Source organism: Phytohabitans sp. LJ34 (assembly GCF_052068095.1).
GTDB lineage: Bacteria > Actinomycetota > Actinomycetes > Mycobacteriales > Micromonosporaceae > Phytohabitans.
Map to the genome: position 1 here is coordinate 215,241 of NZ_JBQHDG010000015.1, position 19,363 is coordinate 234,603.

Annotated in this window: 9 protein-coding genes and 2 pseudogenes; 5 read left to right on the top strand and 6 right to left on the bottom strand. The window is 69.8% G+C overall.

The genetic code is table 11. From position 1 onward, the window contains the following. Nucleotides 1-30 precede the first annotated feature (30 nt). The 4 genes and pseudogenes from ACTMTJ_RS26415 to ACTMTJ_RS26430 all read right to left on the bottom strand — a co-directional run bounded on the left by ACTMTJ_RS26415 (nt 31) and on the right by ACTMTJ_RS26430 (nt 4,312). Complete coding sequence (locus tag ACTMTJ_RS26415; protein WP_441220482.1) at nt 31-1,968, bottom strand: helicase-associated domain-containing protein; 1,938 nt, start codon at nt 1,966-1,968, stop codon at nt 31-33. A 471-nt stretch (nt 1,969-2,439) separates the two neighbouring features. Continuing rightward, a complete protein-coding gene (locus ACTMTJ_RS26420; RefSeq protein ID WP_441220484.1) occupies nt 2,440-3,252 on the bottom strand; it encodes a hypothetical protein in 813 nt (270 codons plus the stop codon). Nucleotides 3,253-3,604: 352 nt separating this feature from the next. Continuing rightward, nucleotides 3,605-3,919: a helix-turn-helix domain-containing protein gene (locus ACTMTJ_RS26425; protein WP_441220486.1), complete on the bottom strand. Its 315-nt coding sequence runs from the start codon at nt 3,917-3,919 to the stop codon at nt 3,605-3,607. Then, nucleotides 3,916-4,312 (bottom strand): annotated as a pseudogene (locus ACTMTJ_RS26430) (type II toxin-antitoxin system RelE/ParE family toxin). The gene ACTMTJ_RS26425 and the pseudogene ACTMTJ_RS26430 overlap by 4 nt, the downstream one beginning before the upstream one ends. Nucleotides 4,313-4,371: 59 nt before the next feature. Between ACTMTJ_RS26430 and ACTMTJ_RS26435 the strand changes: the two are divergent. From ACTMTJ_RS26435 to ACTMTJ_RS26445, 3 genes and pseudogenes are all read left to right on the top strand, one after another. Then, nucleotides 4,372-4,710 carry a hypothetical protein gene (locus tag ACTMTJ_RS26435; protein ID WP_441220488.1) on the top strand — a complete coding sequence of 113 codons (339 nt, stop codon included), beginning with the start codon at nt 4,372-4,374 and terminating at the stop codon, nt 4,708-4,710. Nucleotides 4,711-5,150: 440 nt separating this feature from the next. Continuing rightward, a pseudogene (locus tag ACTMTJ_RS26440) lies at nt 5,151-5,650 on the top strand (DUF2637 domain-containing protein); the annotation flags it as partial. 125 nt (nt 5,651-5,775) lie between these two features. After that, complete coding sequence (locus ACTMTJ_RS26445) at nt 5,776-5,973, top strand: Lsr2 family DNA-binding protein (RefSeq protein ID WP_441220490.1); 198 nt, start codon at nt 5,776-5,778, stop codon at nt 5,971-5,973. 26 nt (nt 5,974-5,999) lie between these two features. Here ACTMTJ_RS26445 and ACTMTJ_RS26450 read toward each other — a convergent pair whose 3' ends face one another. Further along, entirely contained in the window at nt 6,000-6,674 is a 675-nt protein-coding gene (locus ACTMTJ_RS26450) for a nucleotidyl transferase AbiEii/AbiGii toxin family protein (RefSeq protein ID WP_441220492.1), read from the bottom strand. Then, entirely contained in the window at nt 6,674-7,027 is a 354-nt protein-coding gene (locus tag ACTMTJ_RS26455; RefSeq protein WP_441220494.1) for a hypothetical protein, read from the bottom strand. The genes ACTMTJ_RS26450 and ACTMTJ_RS26455 overlap by 1 nt, the downstream gene beginning before the upstream one ends. Nucleotides 7,028-7,542: 515 nt before the next feature. Between ACTMTJ_RS26455 and ACTMTJ_RS26460 the strand changes: the two genes are divergently transcribed. Beyond that, on the top strand, nt 7,543-12,756 hold the full coding sequence (locus ACTMTJ_RS26460; RefSeq protein WP_441220496.1) for a RecQ family ATP-dependent DNA helicase: 5,214 nt from the start codon (nt 7,543-7,545) through the stop codon (nt 12,754-12,756). After that, on the top strand, nt 12,749-19,354 hold the full coding sequence (locus ACTMTJ_RS26465) for an SNF2-related protein (protein ID WP_441220498.1): 6,606 nt from the start codon (nt 12,749-12,751) through the stop codon (nt 19,352-19,354). Before ACTMTJ_RS26460 ends, ACTMTJ_RS26465 begins: the two co-directional genes overlap by 8 nt. The last annotated feature ends 9 nt before the right edge of the window (nt 19,355-19,363 follow it).

A 19,363-nucleotide genomic window follows, 5' to 3' on the forward strand; every position in this document is an offset into this window, starting at 1 on the left:
CCAATTCTGCGACAGCCCGGAGTCAAGGCGTCAGCGTTTGCCGAGCAAGGCCCGTGCGACCTGCGCCGGGTCGTTCAGTTGTGGTAAGGCGGCCATGCCGCCGCTGTCTGGCTGGTTGGGTGGTGGAGCGGCGTGGCGACGTCGCGGGATCTCGATCGCCGGACCGCCGTCGGTGCGGAATGCGGCGGGGGCGTGGCCCGCGGCGCGTAGTGCGGCCAGCGTTTCGGCCTGCGGTTTCGCGCTGGCGACCACGGTCGGGGCGAGCCGGACCAGGTGCAGGGTCTGAAGTGAGCGGGTGTTGAGTATTTCGGTGAGCAGGGTTTCGTCGTCGCTGCACAGGCAGCAGCCGGTTGGGTGCACTTGAACCCGGCCGTACCGGCGGGCTACGTCGTCGATCAGGTAGGCGAGTGTTTGGGGTACGCGGCCGCCTTCGGCTACCTCGGTGATCTGGGTGAGCAGGTCCGCTGCGTTGTTACCGGCGTCGAGCGCGGCGCGGATGCTGGCCGGCGAGAAACGCCAGGTCCACGCGCCGCTGCGGGACTCTGGCGCGGCTGCGGTGTCCAGCAGGGCCAGGAGATTGGCGGACGGGATGCCGGTCACTACCGCGGTGAGGTCGTTCTGCAATATCGCCGAGCTTCGGGTGCCGGGCAGCATGGCCTGGGCGTGCCGATAGGCCGCGTCGAAGTCACCGATCACTAGGCTGCGGCAGAGTCTGGTCGTTGTTCCCTGGGCGAGTAGGCCGAGCCGATGCGCCTCCCGCCAGATGCCCGTGACGTATCGCTGCAAGTCCTCGTCGATCGGGTCGGTCAGGACTGGGCTCTGCCAAGACAGCCGGTCGGCGAGTGTGCCGGGGTCGGCAGCCTGCCCGTCGGGAACGGTGTCGACGAGAGTGCGCAAGATCAGGGCACGCAGGCCGGCCAAGGCGATCTCCTCCGCCTCGTCCCAGTAGAGGACACGGGTTGTTGTCGCGGTCGGGTCGGCCGGCGCGAGCGGGCACGCGGGCATCGTCAGCCAGGTCTGAACGATGTCGAGCAGTTGGTCGGCGGGATCGGCCGCGGCGAACTCCTCGTAGCTCATGGAGGGTGCGAGACCGGTGGCAGAGGCATCAGTGAGGCCACCGGCGGCGAGCAGTTCAATAGTCAAGCGGGTGCGGTCCTCGTCGTAGCCGGACGACTTGGTGATCCGGCGAAGTTCGCGTACGCCGAGGCCGCCGGTCTTGAGCAAGGGCACCGGGCCGCTGCTTATGGTCTCGACGGTTGCGGTGATCGCGGCGAGGGTCTCGACAGCGGCGGCTGCGGCCTCCTGTTCGGCAGCCTCTGGCTCGACCGGGGTGACACATACGGCGGGTGGCCGCGGGTCGAACGGAGCGACGTAGTCGCTCCGCAGCGCGAAAGCGACCTCGCGGGGCATATCACAGCTGCCCCACCCGGAACTGACGACGAGACCACGCTCGGCGGCCCACGGTACCGGCATCCCGGGTGCGCCGAACATGATTCCTCGCATACCAAAGGGCGAGGCCGGGCGGCGGGCGAGCATGTCGAGCAGGACACGGACTTCGGCGGGGGCCTGCGCCGCGAGGCGGCGCACGTTATCCGGCTGTGCCAGCCAGCCGGCCAGCGCGGCGATCAACTCGTTCTTGCCGTGGCCGGCGGCCGGGATGCCGTACAGCTTCGCCAGCCTGCGCAGCTCAGTCATGTTGTGTGTGGTGAGCAGCTCGGCGGCGCCGGGCCCGAGATTCAGCGGGTGCGGCCAGACCACGCTCAGTTGTGCCGCGGCGAAGCCGTCGGCGTGCGGCCAGATGAGGGCGAGCTGGGTGAGCCGGCGCAGCGCCGCGGCCAGGTCCGGGTCGTCCGCCGGTACGCCCAGCAGCGTCGCCAGCCGCACGGCGGTACACCCGTCGCCCAGCGCGGCGGCGGCCTCGCCCACCTGTAGCTGCGGCAGGGTGAGCAACGCGCAGCCGGCCGCCATCGACGAGGGGTGCAGGAGCCGTGCGGCGAGTTGGTCGGCGGTCTTCGGCGCGGGTTCGAGGGTCGCGTCGCGACGGGTCGCGACAAGACTGGTGAGCTGGTCCAGGCTCAGGGTGTGAAGGTGAGCGGCGAGGGACGGCACCCGGACAACTTACGGCGTACCCGTCTGGCGGCAAGCGGCGGTACGCCGTACGAGGGAAACGTGCTGCCGGATGCGAATCACTAACGCATTTCCGGCCTACAGCCGGTCAAGGGCGCGCCCGCCCCGACGGCAATGGTGTAGCAGACGAGATGGGCCTGACACGGCGGAATGCGAAACAGCCTCTGACCGTGGCCGGCGTCCCGTTGCCGGTGCGGATGGCGTCACGGCGGCCGCGGGTAGCCGCGGTGGTTGATGCTGACGCCGACGGAGGCTTTGTCGGCGCCGGGTCCGCCGGCCGCGGCCGGCGGACCCGGGCGTCATGCCATCCGGTCACATCGGCTTGCTCACGATTGTCGAGAGGCACAGCTTGGCGCTCCAGGCCGGCACGCTGCACGCCTCGACGCTGATGCCATTGGTGAACCCGTCCTGGTTGAAGGCTTGCACGCCATTGTTCGCGCACGTCTGGCCGCTCTTGGTGGCACCGGGGCCGGACACCTTGCCCGATGCGCAGATGAAGATGTCGGTCGACGTTTTCTGCACCGCGCTCCAGGCCGAGCGGCTGTTGCCCTGGTGGTGGCCGTTGCCGGTGAGGAAAACGTTCGGCCGTCGCACCTGGTACGTGAACGAGGAACCCGATGTGTACTTCCACGACGCGCCGGTGTCGACCGTCCGCAGCCCAGGGTCGTCCTTCGACGGCGGGATGACCAAGGTGGTGATCTTGTCCCAGTCCCCGCCGAAGACGTACATGCGGTAGATGGTGACGTAGATGTACCCCTCGGCTTTGGCGTTGAAGTCGCCAACGGTCGCCGAGTCGCCCGTGGTACAGACGGTGTCCGCGCCGAGCGTGCCCCAACCGGGAACCGACATGACCACCCGGGCGCACCGGTTGTCGTTGGCGGTGTCGGTGAGGGTGACCATCGCGCCGCGCTCGCCGTTGACGTCGACCCCGAAGCCGGAGGCCTTAACCCCGGGAAGCGTGGCTTCGAATTCGAAGCTGTTGGTGCTGTAGTAGCGCCAGGACGTCGACCAGCCGGATCCGGACGGGATCGCGGCCTGGGCCGGCGCCCCGATGAGAAGGACGGCCGGAGCCGCCGCCAGTACAACGGCCGCCGCACGGCGGCCGAGGGAGGAGATGACAGACATGCGCCCACCCTCGTGCCAAGCGCAGATCGCCGCCCGCCTCTGTCATCGAGGCGACAGGCAGGCGAAACTGGATGGCCCGAACTGGTGAGATCTCCTCCTCGCCCAGCGATGGGCGAGTCTGGGGGCAGGTCAGCGACGACATACGGTTCGCGCCACATGCCTTGGGGCGGCGGCGACGCTCTCCAGCCTTCGCCTGCCTTTGCGTCCCGGACCTCGTTGGGGACGCGCTTGCTGTGGGCCGGACGCGGCAGAATGCGAACCGGTCCTGATCGTCGCTGGTGATCCGTTGGCGGTAGGGATGGCCAGATCACGCAGCCTTCGGAGGGTCTGATGAGGGTCTGGCCGGGACAGCTCAGGCGATCTGGCGAAGGTCGTTTCCGTAGTCGAAGATGATCCGCATCCGGGCGCCCAACGCCCGCGCGTACCGGCTCAACGTCGCGACCTCGTTAACGTCCAGGTCGCCGTTTTCGATCTGGCTGACTCGGCCCGGTGTTACCCCCATCAGGTCGGCGACCTGACGCTGGGTGAGCCCCAGCCGCTTGCGTTCCTCGGCGAGGTGAACGGCGCTGATCCATGCCTCGGTACGCGCGCGCTCCTCAGCCAGCGCGGTGTCGTCCCCGTCATGCAGTTCGGTACGGATGTCGTCCCAGTCGTGAAACTCGGTCATGGCGCCTCCCGCCGTTTTCTTTCGAGGGCCAGCCAGCCCTCGTAGGCGACCTCCGCTGCCGGGATCGCCACCTTGTACCACCCCGATCACTCACCGGCCTTGTTACCCGCGACCAGCAGTACCGCCTGCGACCAGGGATCGAAGACGAACAGAACCCGGATCGCGACATCACGGCCGGACCTGGGGTCGCAACTCCTTGAGATTGCTGACGCTCGAACCCTGCAATGTGTCGACCAACGGGCACCCCAGCCCTGGGCCCACCTTGGCGAGCATGTCGATGGCGACGTTCACCGAGCGGTATGTGTCCGGGTCGGCCTGGCGAAGCGCACGCAGCCAGTCACGCACGTCGGTTGTCGTCCTGATCGCCCAGCGGCGGGCCGGTTCGGGAGGCACCGAGCAACTATAGCCCGAACTAAACAACAACGCGATCCGCGTCAGTTACCGTCCCCAACATGAGCAGCGCAAGTCCGACGAGCCTGACCGGTCGGTGGCGGATCGTGAGCATGGACCTCTGGGACAGCGACACCATCGATCTGGTGGAGCCCGCCTACATCGAGTTCGACGGAGACCAAACCGGACGCTTCGGATTCATCGCCGTCGAGGGGTGGATGGACTGCCGCCAAGCCACCCGCGACGGGAAAGGCTGCGTCGAGTTCACCTGGGAGGGCAACGACGAAGGCGACCCCGTCAACGGCCGCGGTTGGGCCATGCTGACCGACAACCGCACCCTCAACGGGCATATCTACTTCCACCTCGGTGACGACTCCGGCTTCCAGGCAGTCCGCACCTAACCGCGATGCGGCCCTATCTCCAGAGCCTGCGCCCCACTCGCACCTCAGGCGCGTCTGCTCCGCGTTCTGTGGGGCGGGCGGGACTCGAACCCGCGACCGAGGGATTATGAGACCAATCAAGATCATCAATCTTGAGTCGGCTTGATCCCGGACAGGGGCCGTGACGTGCGGCTTCATTGATCGCCGTCCGGCCCCGTCCGGGATCGTCCGGACGGCAACGGCGCCGTTCCCTAGCAAGATCCCTAGCATTCGCTCGGGACCTCCAGAACGACGGAGGTCCATGTCATGAAGGCACACGAGTACGTCGCGATCGACCCCACTCTGCGTACGGTCGTCAGTCTCATCGAGTGGGCTCGGCTCGCGGAGGTGTCGTGGTGACCGCCGAGCGCCCGCGACCTGCGTACGGTGAGCGCCTCGAAGGTGTGGTGCAGGTCGCCATCATGCTCGTCATCGGCACCGCGGCGGGAGCGGCGAGCTTCACCCACGTTCACGACGTCGCGGCAGGGCATGGCCAGCCGGGATGGCTTGCGTGGGCCGATGCAGTCACCTTGGAGTTGATGTCGATCGCGTCGGGCCTGGAGATCCGCCGCCGGCACCGGGCGGGGCGGCCCGTGCTGTTCGCCTCGACCGTGTTGGTCTGCGCGGTTGCCCTCTCGCTGGCCGCTCAGGTCGTCGAGGCCGAGCCGTCGGTAATCGGCTGGATCGCGGCGGCGTTGCCGGCGCTCGGGTTCCTGGCGATGGTGAAGCTGGCGCTCGCCCGGACCGTGGCGGTGGCCGGGTCCGCTGAATCCACGGCCGTCCAGGACGAACCGGAGACCAAGGTCGAGGCTATGCGGCGGGCGTTTGCCGCGGCCATCGAACAAGGCCGGACTCCCGATCATCGCGAGTTGGCGCTGGCCGCCGGCGCCGACATCTCGCACGCCCGGCGCGTGCACCGGCGGTTGGCGGCCGCGCAGTCCGGCTGAGTCCGGACCGGTCCAGCTCCCCGGGACCAGGTCTTGGGGAGCTGGACCGGCTCCTGGACCCGCTGGGCCGCGCTGGGGGTAGCCCTTCAAGCGCGAGCTGGTGCAGTACGCGCAACAGCTTCGCTACCACGCCCGGCAACGACGCACCCGGCCTGGACCGGCTGGCCGACCTGCCCGAGCCAACCCCACCACCGACGCGGAAATCCGCGCCTGGGCCCGCGGCGAGGGCCTGGCCATCAGCTCAGGTGGGCGCATCCCCGTCGAGATCCGTGCGGCGTACCGCCACGCACACACCTGACGGCCTCCGGGGGCTTCGCGAGCTGCCTACTGGTCAGGAGGCTGCGACGAGGTCAGGTCCTCACGCCAGGCATCCACCCGGGCACGCAGCAATGCCACCTCCGCTGGCGTGAGGCCGTACTCGGCGAATTCCTCATCGTCGAAGCGTTCGATGTGGCGCAGCATGCCGGCGAACATCGCGCGGTCGAAGCCGGCATCGACGGTCTCCGCGAGCACGCACAACCGATCGAGGGTGTAGCGGCCGGCCGTGATCGCCGCGTCGATGTCCAGGAAGTCACGCGCGGCGGCGCGGTTGTACAGAGCGTCCATCTTGCCCGCCAGGACATCGTCGGCGTGCAACACCGGGCCGATATCCATCTGTACCGGCGGCTGCATCCGCCAGTTCGCCACCAACTCCACCCGGTACTGCGTGCTCGGCTCGGCCGGGTCGGCGAGGTACAGCCGGACGAACGTTTCCGTCCGGTGGTCGACCTCCACCTGGTAGCCCGCGCCACGGTACGCGGCCATCACCTCGTCGACGGCGGCCGGGAAGTCCGCTCGCCGTTGCCAGTCGGCGAACAGGTCAACATCCTCGCTCGGGCGTTGCAGGATGCCATGCGCGGCGACGGCGTGGCCACCCGCCAATGCGAACCCGTGCGGCCCGCCCGCGCTGAGCCCGATCTCCGCCAGTCGCCGGTGGACGGCCGCGTCTTCCGCTCTCACTACGCAGCTGGCCGGCGCCCAGCGGCCAACTCAGGAAACCGGGCCTCCCACAGCCGCCGCACCTCGGGCGGGACTACCAGGCTCGGCCACAGGCGCACCAGCGTCGGCCCGTCGAGCCACTCGGCCAACTCTTCCGGGTGGGTGGCCTCGCGGAGGACGGTCTCGTACATGCTTGCCAGCCGGCGCGGGTTGGCCAGGTCGTAGCTGGCCTGCCCGGACCAGTTCAGCCGCCGCTCCAGCCGCACCACTCCGCTCGTGGGCCCATGCAGGTCAGCCAGGCGTGAAGCCACGGCGTAGGGCCGCTGGTCGGCGTAGCGCGAGCCGAGCGGGGCACGAGCTGCTTCCGCGCTCATTGCCAAACCCCCTTCGCCTCGGCGTCGCCGTCTCGTCCAAAGGTAAACGACAACCTGCAACTGGTGTCCACCACACGCGGCGTACACGCCTGGGGAAGCCCGAACCCTGCGCTGGACCGTCCACCGTGCCGGTGCCCGCTGGGCGGCCGGCCGATGATCGGTCAAGCGGCCGATCGCGGCCGGCCCGGGTGGAGATCGGGATCGGACTTCAGGGCTCCACCGGGTGAGAAGACGGTCATCCTTGGGTGACACGGCAGTCCGCTTCGCGACAGAACGCATACGCTCGATACCGCGAGGTCGGGATGATGGTTTGCCGGTCACCGCGGCCGCTGGGTAAGCGGCCCCGGGCGACGCCAAACGCATCGAAGACACCAGCCAACAAGTCACTGGACAACGCCGTCCGCGCAGCGCAAGTGGATGCCGCGACATGAATGGGTCATGCGGCTGCTTCAATTTCGGAGGGGGCCGTACTGTCCGCAATCCTGCCCCCGAATATTGGACGTGCGCGGGACCTGTTGTCCGACCGGGGCCCGCTGCTGATAGAAGACCTCGCCACCGCACTGCGCCAAGCGGGGGTCATTCTCAGCACGCAACGCCTGGCCAACCTTCCCCAGCGGTACCCGGAGGTTTTCGCCTTCGACGGCGCCGGTCGGCTTGTCGCTGGCTACCAACTCGCACAGGCGCGCCGCGCGGGCGAGGATGCACCCGAAGCGGAAGATCCAGTGCCCGAGCACGCTACGCAGGTCGACAGCGACGAACCGACCGGCCACGCCTGGCATGAGGTGCCCGCCCCCGCGCCGCTGCAGCTGGACGACATCGTCGTGCTGCACGTTGCCGACGCCGCCGAAGGCTTGGTCGACATCGGCGCGGTGCGGATGCGCGACGGCGCGACCGCTGCCCTATCCACGGGCCCGGGACAGTCTGAAGCCTTGCGGCAGTTCGTGGACGGATCAGCCGCGGTCGTTGGCTACGGCCTGGATCGTGTCGTCACGAATGCCGACGATCTCGCGGCAGCCCTGCCCGCTGTCCGAATCGACCTGCGCATGCTGGCGCTTCTGCATAGTCCGGGCCATTCCAGCGCGGGGTTGAGCGAACTGTGCGCCACACTCGCCATCGGGCTTGAGGGTGGAGGCATCGTGGCCCAGGCACGGGCCGCTGCGGACTGCGTACGGATCTTGACCGAGAAGGTCGACCACAGCGACCCTTCGTGGCAGCTCGCCCGTGCTTGTCTGGTCGCTGGCGGGTCCGACCTCGCCCGGCTCGTGCCAGCTGGGTCGCTGCCAGCCGACGCGTCGGAGGGCTTGCGCTGCGCCGACGATCCGTTGCTGAGCCCGCCGGCCCAAGCGCCGGAGCATCGATCGGCGCGCGAAGGCGTGCGGCACGTCCTGTCCCGCCTCGACGAGTTGGCGTTCACCCCCCGACGGTCCCAGCAGGAGATGGCCGCCGCTGTGGCTGAGGTGCTGGACGAGGGTCGCCGGATTGCTGTGGAGGCGCCCACCGGCACCGGCAAGTCGCTCGCTTACCTGGCGGCTGCCGCTGGGCGCGCAAGTCGGGGCCGCCAGCCAGTAGTCATCGCTACCGCCACCAAGGTGCTGCAACAGCAGCTGCGACGCGACGTCGAGAAGCTACAGCGCAGCGGGCTGTTCGGCGCGCCGTTCCGCCAGTTGTTCGGGGTGGGAAACTACATCTGCGCCCGCGAGGTGGGCACCGCGGTCAACACCTCGGAACCGGATCTGGATGAGAACCACTGGCTCGCCTTGGCCGTCGCGGTGCGGGCCCTCGCGCTCATCCCGACCGGTGTGTGGGACGACGTTCGCGACCACGACGTGGCCGCCACCCGGCCGGCATACCGGGCAGCGCGGGACACGCTGCGCACCGACGCCGGCTCGTGTGAACGGCACGACTGTGACTGGGTCACACGGTGTCCCCTGTACACCCGCCTGGCCAGCATGCGCGAACGACCCGGCGTCGTCGTCGCGAACCACGCTCTCGTGGCGACGTGGGCGAAACTGGCGTTTGAGGGCCGCCGTAGCCCCGGCGACGCGTCGGCGGCCGGCGCCAGCGACCTGGTATTCGACGAGGCCCACGAGCTGGAAGACAGCCTGACCGGCGCCTGGACCGAGGCGGTTGGACGACGCGAACTGTTGAAGCTGGCCGCCCGGCTAGACGGAAAGGCCGGCTTGGACCGGCAGCTACGCCGGATCGCGCGCATCGGGCCGGACCTTCGTCGCGGCCGGAACCTGCCGGCACTGGCGCGGCAGTTGCGCCAGGCGTGCGAGGACCTGTCCAGCGCCGCCCATACCTATCTCCACGAGTACGGCGGCGCCGACGACACGGCGGTAATGCGCTACGGGATCGTCCAGATCCGGCCGGAGTTCCGCTACCTGGTCGAGCGGGTGCGCGATGTAATCGACTGCCTTCGGCCGTTGACCGATGCGCTGACTGCCGTGGAGTCCGCCGCGCGTCAGGCCACGGCCGGGGCGCCGCCGCAAACGTCGGCTCTGCTCAGGAGCCTGGCTGCGCGTGCCGGTGGGACCGCGGCCGCCGCCGAGGAGGCCACACGAGTTCTGGATCGTCTCCGCGAGCTGCCCGACGAGCAGCTCTGGGTCTACCTGCTCTCCATCCCAGCCACCGACGAGAACGGACGCGGGGACGAACCGGCAGCTGCGGACTGGACCTTCGAGTGCATTCCGATCGACGTGGGTGAGGCGTTCGGGCAGGCCATCGTGCGGCCGGCACGCAGCGTGACGCTGACCAGTGCCACCCTCACCACCGGTGGCACCTTCGACTTCCTCGCGTCCCGGCTGGGTATCCGCATCGAGCCGGGCAGTGTCGAGCCAGAGATCTTCGAGGGCCGACAACTTGCCAGCCCGTTCGACCACGCCACCCAGTCGGCCGTCGTGCTCACCAGCCACCTGCCGGTCCCAGTGCCCAGCCAGGAACGGGAGTTCGTCGAGGACCTCGCCCGCGACCAGGTCGGCCTGCTGTCACTGACCGGCGGTCGGGCGATGACCCTGTTCGCCGCCCGACGCCGGATGCAGGCGGTCGCGGAACGGGTACGCGCGCGCGCCGACGAGCTGGCCGGGCGAGGCGTGCAGCTCCTCATACAAGGGGAGGCCGGGGCCGCCGAGATCGCCCAGCGCTTCCGTTCCGAGCCCGGAACAGTCGTCTATGGGCTGCGCTCCTACTGGCAGGGCTTCGACGCGCCGGGCGACACGTTGAGCTACCTGGTGATAGAGAAGCCGCCCTATCCGCACGTCGACGACCCGGTCGTCGGCGCACGAGCGCGAGCCATCGCCGACCGCGGTGGCGACCCGTTCCTGGAGTACGTGGTGCCCAAGACGGCCATCCTGCTGGCCCAGGGCTTCGGTCGGCTGATCCGCACCGAAACCGACCGAGGTGTGGCCCTGATCTGCGACCGGCGCGTGCAGTCGCCCAGCGCAGCCAACCAGATCCTGCTCTCCACACTGGCCGGACCTAGGCACGACGGTGGGCCTCAGATCCACCATGCGCGGGACCGCGAGGACGCCTGGCGGTACGCCATCAGGTTCGTAACCGGCGACGAACCGGACCTGACCGCGGCGCTGGAGCTGGCCGGCGACGACGTACAGGCGACTGTGGCCCGGCTGCGCCTGGTCGACGGCGAGGATCCACAGGCCAACCTGCGCGAGGCCGCCCAGTTGCTGTTCGGGATCGAGCAGCTGCGGGACGCTCAGCTGCAGCTCATGGTCGCGCACCTACGCGGCGACGACGCGCTCGGGATCCTGCCCACCGGAGCCGGCAAGTCGCTGTGCTTCCAGCTTCCCGCCTTGCTACGGCCGGAGGACCGCGCGACGGTGGTTGTCAGCCCGCTCGTTGCGCTGATCAAGGACCAGCTCGACGACTTGCGTGGGCGCCGCAGGTTGCGCGGGGTGCAGGGCATCACGGCCAACACACCGTCGAGTGTGCGGACGGAGATCCTGCGCGACCTCGCCGAGGGCAAGGTGCGCCTGCTGTACGTGTCCCCGGAACGGTTGGTCCGTGACCCAGTGCTGCGGGTGGCGCTGGAAAGCCAGGACCTCGCCGGGCTGGTCGTGGATGAGGCACACTGCGTCAGCGCCTGGGGGCATGATTTTCGGCCCGAGTTCCGCCGGGTGGCCACCGCGGTGGCGCACCTGGGCCGGGCACCGCGGCTGGCCCTGACCGCCACAGCCGCACCGCAGGTCAGCCAGGACATCGAACAGACGCTCGAGCTCGCCGACCCCGTCCGGGTGGTGCGGCCAGCGGACCGCCCAAACCTCAGATTCCACGTGACCCGGGTGGCCGGCGAACGGGAACGCGCCCGGGAGCTGCTGCGCATCGTCACCGCGATGGGTAAGGAGCCCGGGATCGTGTACGCCTCGCGGCGCGCGGTGACCGAGGAGGTGGCCGCCCTGCTGCGGCGCACCGGCGTGGGCGCCCGCCATTACCACGCCGGCATGGTCCCTGAACAGCGAGAGGCCGTACAGGACGACTTCCTGGCCGGCACCACACAGGTCATCGTGGCGACCAAAGCGTTCGGCATGGGGGTGAACAAGCCGGACATCGGATGGGTGGTGCACTACGACCTGCCGGAGTCGCTCGACGCCTACGTCCAGGAGTCCGGCCGCGCCGCCCGCGATCCCGCGCTGCGCGGCGAGTGCGTGCTGCTGTTCAGCGGCGGCGACGTGATGCGGCGGCGGTCGCAGGCCACCGATTCCGAGCGGCAGACCCGGCTGTCCCAGGCGACCCGGCTGTTGGCACTGCTCGCGAGCGCGCGAAAGCGCAACGGTGACATCGTCTTCGATGCGGACGAGGCAGCCGAGGCCGTCGGCGTAGAGCCCGAGGAGCTGAACGTGCTGCTGGCGTGGCTGGAGCGCACCGACGCGCTCGTACAGCGGCCGGACTGCTCGGCCCGGGGCACGGTGAACGTAGGCACCCGCGAGCCGACTGACCCCGACGAGCGCCGCAGGTTCCGTGAGCTGTCGGTCATCCTGAACCTGCGCCCGAAGGTCGCCAGCCGGATCGACTTCGACCGGCTGCAGGACGAGCGTGGCCTGGACCCCGACGACCTGGAGCGGGATCTCATCGCGTGGTCGCTGGACCGGCTGATCACATTCTCGTCGTCGCGCCGCTATCGGCGGATCAGGCTACTGGCCGACCGAGTGGACGCCGCCGCGCTGGACCAGGAGGTCGGGCGCTGGAACGCCTGGCAGCGACGGCAGCTCGACGCGATCATCTCGTACGCGCAGGACGGCGGGTGCCGCCGCTCGGCGATGGTGGCGTACTTCGGCTTCCCCGCGTACGCCTGCGGCCCTGAACATGAACCCTGCGACACGTGCGGCGGCCTGCCGGCGTGGCTGGACCTTCCCGCTTCAGCTGTTCCCGACCCTGAGCATCTGGTCAATGTGGACCTAGTAGCACTTCAGGCGATCGCCTGGGCCACTGCGGTGCCGGTCGGCCGCTACGGCGAGACGGGCCTGAAGGCAGCCGTTCTGGGTGTAGAGACCACTCCTGGCGGCCATCCACTCGGCGCGGGGCTGCGGAGATGCCCCCAGTTCGGGGCCCTGCGATACGTACGCGCGGCCGACCGGCGGTGGACGGAAGCGGTGGACCGGCTCGTCGGCGACGGGCTGGTGACGCGCGAGGCCGCGCGGCGGGAGCAGACGGCCTACACCAGCCTGACGATCACCGACGCGGGCCGCACGAGACTGGGAGTCCGGCATGTCTGAGCGGGTCACCGTCGAACGCACGCTCACCGAGGAGATGCTCAACCTCGGTGAGATACCGCTCGGCCCGGCCGAGCAGCGCCGCCTCCGGCTCGGCGATCACTCAACCGCCCTGGTGCTCATCGCGGACCGCGACGAGGTGCCGGCGGTGTGGACTGCCGGCCGGCGCCGGCTGACCGGCGAGGCGCTGCTTGAGCACCTGCAGGACACCGGCCGAGTCGGTGACCTGGTCCGGCTGGAGCGGCAGGGCGACGGCCCGATCGATCTGGTGGTGCGCACCCCCGCCCGCGGACTGTCGGCAGGCGGCCGTGACTGGTCGCGGTCGCTGCCGCAACGCGAGGAGCCCGCCCGGCGGGAGAGCGCCAGTCAACTTCGGGCGCGGCGGCGGGCGAGCAGCGGAGCGCGGTACCGGCTGCGTCAACGCGAGGAGTACGCGTGGCACGGCGACGTCGGTTTCCTTCGGGAGGCCCGTTCCAGCCTGCTGGAGGCGCTTCGCAGCCGTGGCTGGGATCCGGCCGACGCCGTACAGATGCGGCTGGAAGGCGAGCGGCTCGCCACACTGGACCAGTTCGAGGAGTTGCTCGCCGTGGACGCGGCGCACATCGAGCACATGCCGCACCAGGAGGCAGCGGCGCGCACGGTGCTGGCCCGCATGAACGGACGCGGCATACTGGCCGACGAGGTTGGCTTGGGCAAGACCGTCGAGGGTGGACTGGTCCTCAAGGAGCTGTTGCTGCGCGGCCTTGCGGAGCGCGTCCTGATCGTCTGCCCGGCACCGCTGCGCGAACAATGGCGCGACGAGCTGAAGACCAAGTTCGACGAAGATTTCGTCGTGATTGTCAGCGGCCAGGATAGCGCTGCCTTCAGCCAAATCCGCATGATCATGACCCTGCAGCTTCTGCTGCGCAATGCTGACCGCCTCGGCGCCCCGTTCGACCTGGTCATCGTTGACGAGGCGCACCGGCTGGCCGGATCCGGTGCCCGCCGCACCCGCGAGGTCGTCGGCCAACTCGTGCGGCAGGCGCCTCGGGCGCTGTTTCTGACCGCCACGCCGGTGCAGAACAACCTGCTGGAGCTGTACCGGCTGGTCGAGCTGTTGCGGCCGGGCACGTTCCGGTCCGAGCGTGACTTTCGCGACCGCTTCGTCCATCGAAGCGATCCACGCCGGCCAGTCAACGCGCCTGAGCTGCGTAAGCTGGTCAGCAGCGTCGTGGTGCGCACCACCAGGCAGCAGGCCGGCGTCGACAAGGTACACCGGATGCCTCCGCAGGATCACGGCGTCCACCTGACGCCGCCGGAGCGACAGCTCTACGACCTGGTCCTGCGCACCCTCCGGCACCGCATGACTGCACCCGGTGACCACAGCCGGCGCAGGAGCCTGGCCCACAAGCTCACCGCGTCTCCGCATGCCATGTCCCGCAGCGCGCTGCGGATGGCCGAGGGGCACCCCGACCCGCTGATGCGTGCCGCGCTGACGGAGATCGGTCACCTGGCCGGCGAAATCCACCACACCGCCCGGGAGCAGACCGCCCTGAAGATCGTCCGCAAATGGCTGGACGAGCATGGCCGAGTGCTGCTGTTCACCCAGCACACCCAGACCCTGGACGGCCTGCTGCGCCTGATGGACGCTGAAGGGATCGCCGCCGTGCCTTTCCACGGCAGCATGGCCCACTCCGCGCGAGCCGAGTCGGTGGCCGACTTCCGCTCCGGCAAGGCCCAGGTCCTGGTATCCACCGACGCCGGCGCCGAGGGTCAGAACCTGCAGGTGAGCAACTGCGTGCTCAACTACGACCTGCCATGGAACCCGATGCGAGTCGAGCAGCGCATCGGCCGAGTGCACCGGCTGACCCAGACCCGCGACGTGCACATCGCCAACATCTTCGCCCGGGACACCCTCGACGAGGCCGTCTACCGGCTGCTGCACGATAAGCTGGCCATGTTCGAGCTGCTTTTCGGCCAGGTCGTGACGGTCCTCGGCGAGCTTGACGGCGACCAGGACGCCACCATGGAGAAGCGGATCCTGGAGGCGCTGCTGGAGAAGAGCGACGCGACCATGCAGCGCCGCCTCGACGCGCTGGGTGCGGAGCTGGAGCAGGCCCGCACCAAGGCGATGCACATGATCACTACCGACAGCGGGCTAAGCGCGTGGCTGGCCCAGCGGCAAGAGGAGCGCCAGCAACGCGCCGCCCAGCCCCAAGCCAGGGAGTTGCTGCCACAGCCCGCGGACCGACCCCGCCGCCGCCAGCAGGACCTGGAGCGGTTCGTGTGCCGGTTCCTGGAGATGGCAGGCGCCGAGCTTTCGCAACCCGAGGAAGGGCTCACACGGGTCAAGCTGCCTGCTGATATGGACTCAGCGTTCGACGGCCGTGATGAGTTGTTCCTGGCCTTCACCCATACCGCGCTGGACCTCCATCCGGAGGCGGAGTTGTGTGTGGTCGGATCGGAGGTCTTCGACGAACTGCTGCGCGTACTGCGTGAGCACGGCGATCTGACCGGATCGATCGCCGAGCTTCCCGCAATACCGCAAGAACCCGTGCTCGCGCACGTGCCCGGCGTGGTGCTGCGCCAGCGGCGCTTGCAGCCCACCGGCGACTGGTCGGCGCGCGCCACGTACCGCGTGCAGGAGGGCGCGACCAGTGGCAACCAGCGGCTGGTTTCGGTTGACGTGGGCCCGGCTCGCAGGCCGGACGCCCCACGGGTGGCGATCCTGGACGGCGCGCCGCCTCCGGCGCAGCTCACCGAGTCCGGCGTGCTGGAAGCGGTGGAACGCCAGGCCGCCAGCGACCTCGCCGAGCAGCTCCGGCAGGCTCGGCAGGCCGAGGAGCGGCGGCAGGCCGAGTCCCGCGACCGCATGCTTGACAACCTGCGCGAACAGTTGGCTGAGACGGAGCAGACCCTGCTTAGCCGGGGCGTGGCCGGGTACGAGGAGCTGACCGAGCGGCATCAGCAGCTCTCCCGGGCGATCCGGACCGCTGAACAGTCATCGGTGGCCCCGGACCAGACCGAGCTGCGGGCCGAGCTGCTCACGCTGGAGGTACACGGCTCCGACCAGCTTGAGGTGGTCGAGTACTGGGAGCGTACCGCCGGCGGCGGGCGGGAGCTACGCTACGCCTGGACCGGGGATCTTGCCGACCACGGGCTGCGCTGCGAGGCCACCGGCGAGCCATTGACCACCATGGCCCTGTGCACAGATATGCACGTCGTCGACGCCTCGGCGCTGGTCCGATGCGACCTGTGCAACGAGGACCGGTGCGCCGCCTGCGGACCGCAACGCGTCGTCGTGCCCTGCGCGGCCTGCCAAGGCCACGCGTGCGGACCGTGCCGCTTCGACGGGGCATTATGCGCCGAGTGCCGCGACCCACATCGGGCGCCCGACCTGGACACCGAGTGGGAGCATGGCTGGCGGCTCGGCGCCGGCACGCATCTGCTAGTGGGCACTCGACACGCGACGTTCGTCGGTCCCGCCGGGCGCCGCGTCGACCTCGTCCCGGACGCCGATGTGGACGATCCGCTGCGCGTACGGCTGCGAGGGCTGGCCGCGCGCTTCGGGCTTCCCGCTAGCGCGGGCCTGGTCGCCGCGGCGCGCATCCCCGCGGCTGAGGAGTTGGCCGGGGAGGCAGCCTGGTCCGACGTGGAGCAGTCGGTGTGGTGGACGTGCCTTCCCAGCACTGGCGGACAGGTGGACGCGGAGCTCGGCGATCTGCTGCCCGAGATCACCGGGCCCGCGGTGGTAGGCGAGGTCAACGCCGGTTTCGACGGCCTGCTCGCCGAACTCCGCGGCCGCGAGCCGGCGCCTCCCGTACCGGCCGTCGCCGCCGTGCCGTTCGCCGTGGTCCGCCGGGTCGACCTTCGCGGCGCGCGGATCACCTACCGGGAGCTTTGGCACGAGGGGGCCGGCGAACCGATGGTCGCCGCCGCCGACACGCAACCACTGCTGCCTAGCCGGCACGAGGTGTCGCCGTTCTGCCGGCCGGTCGCCCGCGCCACAGTAGGCCCGGTCACCATCGAGTTCGACGGCCTGCACCGTTCATATGTTGGCCTGCTGACGGATGGCTCACGCACCTCGACGATCTTTGTTCCGGGTTGGTCGGCGGCCACGGTCGGGATGGAGGAGAAGTTCGCCGGGTTGGTTACCGCGGCCGGGCTACCGCCGACCCGGCGGGTCGTCCGCCACCCGTGGCCAGGCGTGGCCGCCACCGAACTGCGCTACCTCGACGCCGCGCCGGACACCGAGGCACACCGCAAGGTCAGCACATTGTGGACTCTGGTCGACTCGGCGGAAGGCGAAATCGACGCCGCGGCGGCGGTCACCGACGTGGAACCGGTCGAGTTCGCAGGCGCGAAGCCCGTCGCCAACGAGCCGCTACGGCACCTCCTGGAAGTCATGGACGAGCCGGTGACGTCCAGCGCCATCGCGCCATGCCTGCTCGTCGACGAAGAGTGGCGCTCGCCGCACGGACGGGCCGAACGCAGATATCTTGTCGCACCGGCGACGCCGATCCAGCGGAGTTTGCTGACCGGGCGGCTGCTGGTACATCCCGGTGGCTCGGTGGCCGCGCCGCTCGACGGCCCCAGCACCGACGACGACCCGGTCACGGTGGACACTTGCGGGCACCTCATCGGTGCTGGGCGGTCGATGCCGTGCCCGGTCTGCGCTCGGGTGTACGGCCCCTGCTGCGCCCCCCACCGCACCGTCGTGAGCTGCCGTACGTGTCGACGGCCTGCGTGCGGCGTGTGCCGTTCAGCCAGCACGCCGGCTTTCGAAGCCACCCAGTGCCAGCGGTGTGGCGACTACTCGTGCGCTGACTGCTCGCGGCGGCTGCCGGTGCGCGGCTGCACACTGTGCGGCCGGATTGTGTGCGCGGCCTGCACCGGCGATGGCAACCTCTGCGGCACCTGCCGCAGCCTCGCGCCGGCAACGGACGACGAGCTGGCTGCGCTGCCGGACGAGCTAGCAGCTGGCGGTCTTGCCGTCCTGATCGGACATGACCCTGCCGGTTCAGTCGCGCTACTGGCTGGCGAACACCGCGCTGAGGTCGCCGTGTTCTCCGCGACCGGCCTGCACCGCTGGGAGACGGCACACCCGGACGCGCGCCAGGTGCTTCAGGCACGCATCGCCGCCGCGCATCTGGCCGGCACCGGTGACATTGAGATCCAGGTGGTCGACGGAAGCGTGCCGCCGTTCTCCGAGGGTGCGATTGTGCTACTGCGGCACGGCTCGACACGCCTGGTTTGGGGCGTCCTGAACGACGGTGCGCTCCGGGCCGGCGACGCGCCAACCGTGCCGGGCCGAAATGTCGCCGGCCCCCCAAATCAGGATCTGCTCGAGGAACTGAACCAGGCACTACAGGCGGCCGGAACGAAGCTTCGCCTGCCAGCACCCACCTCCGCCCCTCGCGACGAGGTGATCCGCCGCGTGGCGAGCGTCGCCCACCTGCCCACCGGCCGGGGTGCCGTTGTCGTCTCACGGCAGGCCACCGAATCCGCAGTCCTTATCGACTCGCGAGGGCTGGTCCGTCGTACGGCCATTGGCCCCACGGTCACCGAGGAGGTCGCTGAGTGGCGGCCAGCTAACGAACCCATTCCGTGGGCCGGCCACGGCTGGATGCCTGCCCCGGACCTCGTCGCGGTCGCGGCAAAGGACGGATTCACCGCCGTGCTCGCCGCGGTGGGCGCCCACGCCCTCCTTGGCGTCCAGCATGGCGTGCAGGCACCTGCGTGGTACATGGTGACCGAACCCGCCTGGGACGACCTCGCCCGCGGCGCGCTCGGGGCCGCCCTGCTCGGCCGGCCCGCCCTGCTCTCGGTGAACGCCATCACCGCCCCGAGAACCCTGATCGGCCCTGCCGTCATCAACAGCCGTCGGATAGCACGACGCGTCTGGCCAGATCCGGTCCTGGCCAGCCCTGACGCAGCGCCGCTGCCCAAACCGGCCATACCGCCCGCGACAGCGCTCGCGCAGATACTGCCGCACGTCAAGGTCGCAGCGCCTCACCCTCGCGACGAACTACCCGCCACGCTGACGTCGGCCCTGCGCCAACGCCTCAGCGACCACACAGAGAACCGTGTCCGCGGCGGCATCGGGCTCCGCGTGGAGGAGGACTGGCAGCTGCCCGACGGCACCCCGATCAAGGTGGGCTACCGGGTAGCACCGAACGCCACCAACGGCTACCTCCCCGACGCGGTGACGGGCCAACCGCTGCGCCTCGCCCACGTATGCCGCAGCCACCACGTCGTCAGTGGCCTGGAGATATGTTCAACATGCCGGACCGGCACGTGCGGCGCATGCCCGGACTCGGTACGACCCTGTGCCCTTTGCGGCGACCGGCTGTGTGGGCGCTGCGTTGCCAACACATACGGCTGTTGCCAAGCGTGCGCCGCCCTCCGCAAGGTCGGCGTCCTCAGTCGAAGCCGCCTCGGCATTCCCCGGGGAGCAGATGGCTGGCATGGCCAGAGCCGTACGGTGCGGGTCATCGTCCGCAGGATCGGCGACCAGTGGTTCTTGGAACGTGCGAGCGACGCGGCGCCGATCACGACGGCCCTCACGGGAGACCGGCTACTACTCGCCCAGCGAGTGCTCGGTGGGCGAGCAACAGGCTGACACGGGACG

Excerpts from the sequence above, each read along its gene's own strand:
- ACTMTJ_RS26415 (WP_441220482.1), bottom strand. The coding sequence starts at position 1,968 with ATGGCGGCCGGCTGCGCGTTGCTCACCCTGCCGCAGCTACAGGTGGGC.
- ACTMTJ_RS26420 (WP_441220484.1), bottom strand. The coding sequence starts at position 3,252 with ATGTCTGTCATCTCCTCCCTCGGCCGCCGTGCGGCGGCCGTTGTACTG.
- ACTMTJ_RS26425 (WP_441220486.1), bottom strand. The coding sequence starts at position 3,919 with ATGACCGAGTTTCACGACTGGGACGACATCCGTACCGAACTGCATGAC.
- ACTMTJ_RS26435 (WP_441220488.1), top strand. The coding sequence starts at position 4,372 with ATGAGCAGCGCAAGTCCGACGAGCCTGACCGGTCGGTGGCGGATCGTG.
- ACTMTJ_RS26455 (WP_441220494.1), bottom strand. The coding sequence starts at position 7,027 with ATGAGCGCGGAAGCAGCTCGTGCCCCGCTCGGCTCGCGCTACGCCGAC.
- ACTMTJ_RS26465 (WP_441220498.1), top strand. The coding sequence starts at position 12,749 with ATGTCTGAGCGGGTCACCGTCGAACGCACGCTCACCGAGGAGATGCTC.